Here is a 2,939-nt window from a genome sequence, read left to right as displayed (position 1 = left end):
GGGGTGGAGGAGTTTGACTGACCGCACCCGGAGGAATTTGAAGTGACCCGCGGGGGTCTATCGATGTGTAAGCGTCGGGGCAGGGGCAGCGTCTGCCTTGGTGGCCTTACGCGAGAGTTTCTTGAGTGCGCCTGATACTTTAGACGCCGGGGCCCCGGGAGACCGCAGCCAGTCCTCGAACTGCGTAGCGGCCTCGGCCTGGCGGACACGCTTCATCAATAGCTCTCGCTCGAAGCCGGGGGGCAGTTGCTCTGCGGCGTCCCGAAATTTTGCAGCTTCTTCAAGGAGGCGCTCTTTGAAGGACTTGCTATGTTTGATGCGTCGCCGCTTCCCGACCATGCAAACTCCTTGCTGCAACGCATAATGGGGCATAGCCCGGCCTTCACTCCAGAACAGATATCATCGTGAATAGTTCCCCAAGCGGAACGAAGTAAGATGACGCTGTCCGACCGAGTAAAGTCGAACATCGAAGTTATTCTTGAGAAAGTTTGCCGGCAGCTGCCTAACGCGGCGACCACGAACTACGCAATCGGGTAGCTCAACAACTTCTTGACGCCGCCGAAGCGGGCAAGCACACCCTGACCGAATTACGGTCCGAAGGTCTGAAGGCCTTCGCAGCCAGCGTGAAATGGAAGGGCTCATAGACATCCGGCCAACGTTAGGCCAAAAGCTTAGCGCTAATAGGTTGCGGTAATCCGACCGGATGATCCTTCGGGGGATCCGGATGGCATCGGTACCGCTTGTAGAAGACGAATCCCTTATCCGGATGATGATCGCGGATATGTTGAGCGAACTCGGTCACCGTGGCCGGCGAAGCCAGCAATCTGGCGACCGGCCTGGAGCTCGCTTGCGCAGCCGGCATCGTGCTGCCATTCTAGATGTGAAACTCGGCAACGACAGTTCTGAAGCCATTGCTCAGGTACTAAGCGAGCATGGAGTGCCTTTTGCATTCGCTAGCGGGTACGGCGCGGAGGGTGTTCCGGAGGCCTTCAAGGATCACCTCTCCCTCCAAAAGCCGTCTCCGATCGATCAACTTGCTCATTGTTTATCGCGCCTTTTGGGCTAGCAAACACCTGTGGTCTTTTGCATTACCTGAGCAAGGTCATCTTGCGAAAAAGGTTTTCGCAGCAAAGGAAAGCCATCACGCCGTTTCTCACGTCCCGATAGCTGCAAGACCTTGAGAGCCGGACGCAGCCGCGTGGCCCCTTCTGCAAGCTCGTGTCCGTCCATTTCCGGCATGTTGATGTCGGTGATCGAAATTCGCTGAGTTCTGCGAAGCACATCCAGAGCTTCAGCGCCACTATGCGCACAAATGACTTCGCAGCCCAAGTCTTCCAACATGTCCGCCATTACGTCGAGGACAATTTGCATCATCATCTACAACTAAGACAGTATGTTGGGGCATTGGAGGACCTCTTTCAACAACCCACACAGTGATCGGCCGTTCCGATTCGACCATGGGCATCGCAGGGTGGAACTAGCGCAAGGCTTGGAGGTTGCCACACATCGCTGCTCTGCCGTTGGCTACTCTCGGCGGTAGGACGATGATCGCGCTCGGCCTATCCAGGAACGGAGCAGAGATGTCCGACTCCCGCAAAGAACGCCTGCTTGAAAGAAGCACGTCAACTCAGGGACAAGGCAAAGCTCCTGCCGTTTGGGCGCTTCGCCAGGCGGTACTAAAGCGCGCGCGCCAGGCAGAGATTGAAGCTCACATGAATGATGGTTGAGCTCCCCTGGATTGCAGCCGGATAGACGATATGCCGGCCCTAAACCGGGAATCCCCGATTCAGGTCGACTCCAACTAGATGCCGTAATGGGCCCGGCTCCGAGCAAGGGGTCATGATGGTGGCTGTCCCCCGATAGATGATGAAACGGGGTCAGGACTTGAGTCGGCCCCAAGCATCTGGAGACGGAGGACAGCCGTGGAAAATTATGCCGGAATCGACGTGTCATTGGAACTGTCGAGCGTGTGCGTTGTGGACGCCCAGGGCAAGGTCTTGAAGGAAGCGAAGGTCGCAAGCGAACCCGACGCCTTGGTTGAGTTTTTTGAGACGCTCGGCTTTGCAATGAAGCGTATTGGGCTCGAGGCTGGACCGCTGTCACAATGGCTGCATGCGGGCCTGAAAGGCGCAGGATTTGAGACGGTTCTGCTGGAAACGCGGCACGTGAAGGCCGCATTGTCTGCAATGACGGTCAAGACGGACCGCAAGGATGCGCGCGGGATCGCCCAGTTGATCCGGATGGGATGGTTTCGGCCGGTGCACGCAAAGTCGGTCGATGCGCAAGAAATCCGGGCACTCCTGATCGCACGCAAACAGCTTCTCGGGCGGCTGATCGATGTAGAATTAAGTATCCGAGGGATTTTGCGCGGCTTCGGTCTGAAGACTGGCCCGGTGACGAGAAGGAATTTCGAAGCGCGGATTCGAGAGTTGGTTGCGGGTCAGGCGACATTGGAGCGCATTGCCGGTGCGATGCTTTCGGCGCGGTCAGCCCTGAAGGCAGAATACGGAAGGCTACACAAGGCTGTGCTGGCAATTGTGCGCGACGATGCGGTCTGCCGCCGGCTTATGACAGTCCCAGGCGTTGGTCCCCTAGTTGCCATCACCTACAAATCGGCGATTGATGATCCTCATCGTATCGTAAAATCAAAGGCAGCAGGCGCGCTGTTCGGGCTCACGCCAAAGAAGTATCAATCGGGAGAAAAGGACGTCACGGGCGGAATCACGCTTGCTGGCGATGAGACGGTGCGGACGGTGTTGTATGAAGCCGCGAACGTTCTGCTATCGCGCATCACGCGGTTCTCAAAACTCAAGCGCTGGGGGATGGATGTCGCCAAGCGAAGAGGCTCGAAGCGCGCAAAAGTCGCCCTGGCGCGCAAGCTCGCTGTCGCGCGCCATGGAAAACTGCCCCCTCAGCGTCACAAGGGATTGCCCCCTCCT

Annotated in this window: 2 protein-coding genes; one reads left to right on the top strand and one right to left on the bottom strand. The window is 57.5% G+C overall.

Features of this window, described 5'->3' with window-relative positions; genetic code table 11:
- Positions 1 to 1,062 precede the first annotated feature (1,062 nt).
- Positions 1,063 to 1,374: a response regulator gene (locus tag JHD07_RS36850; RefSeq protein WP_245265992.1), complete on the bottom strand. Its 312-nt coding sequence runs from the start codon at positions 1,372 to 1,374 to the stop codon at positions 1,063 to 1,065.
- A gap of 548 nt (positions 1,375 to 1,922) precedes the next feature.
- Between JHD07_RS36850 and JHD07_RS36845 the strand changes: the two genes are divergently transcribed.
- On the top strand, positions 1,923 to 2,939 hold a 1,017-nt coding region (locus JHD07_RS36845; protein WP_291631132.1), incomplete at its 3' end, for an IS110 family transposase.

The organism is Bradyrhizobium sp. (assembly GCF_016462955.1).
Taxonomy (GTDB): domain Bacteria; phylum Pseudomonadota; class Alphaproteobacteria; order Rhizobiales; family Xanthobacteraceae; genus Bradyrhizobium.
The sequence above is the reverse complement of the archived record's forward strand: the minus strand, read 5'-3'. Positions and strand labels throughout refer to the sequence as shown.

What these genes read in the sequence shown, in the direction of transcription:
- JHD07_RS36850 (WP_245265992.1), bottom strand. Translation starts at nt 1,374, where the DNA reads ATGATGCAAATTGTCCTCGACGTAATGGCGGACATGTTGGAAGACTTG.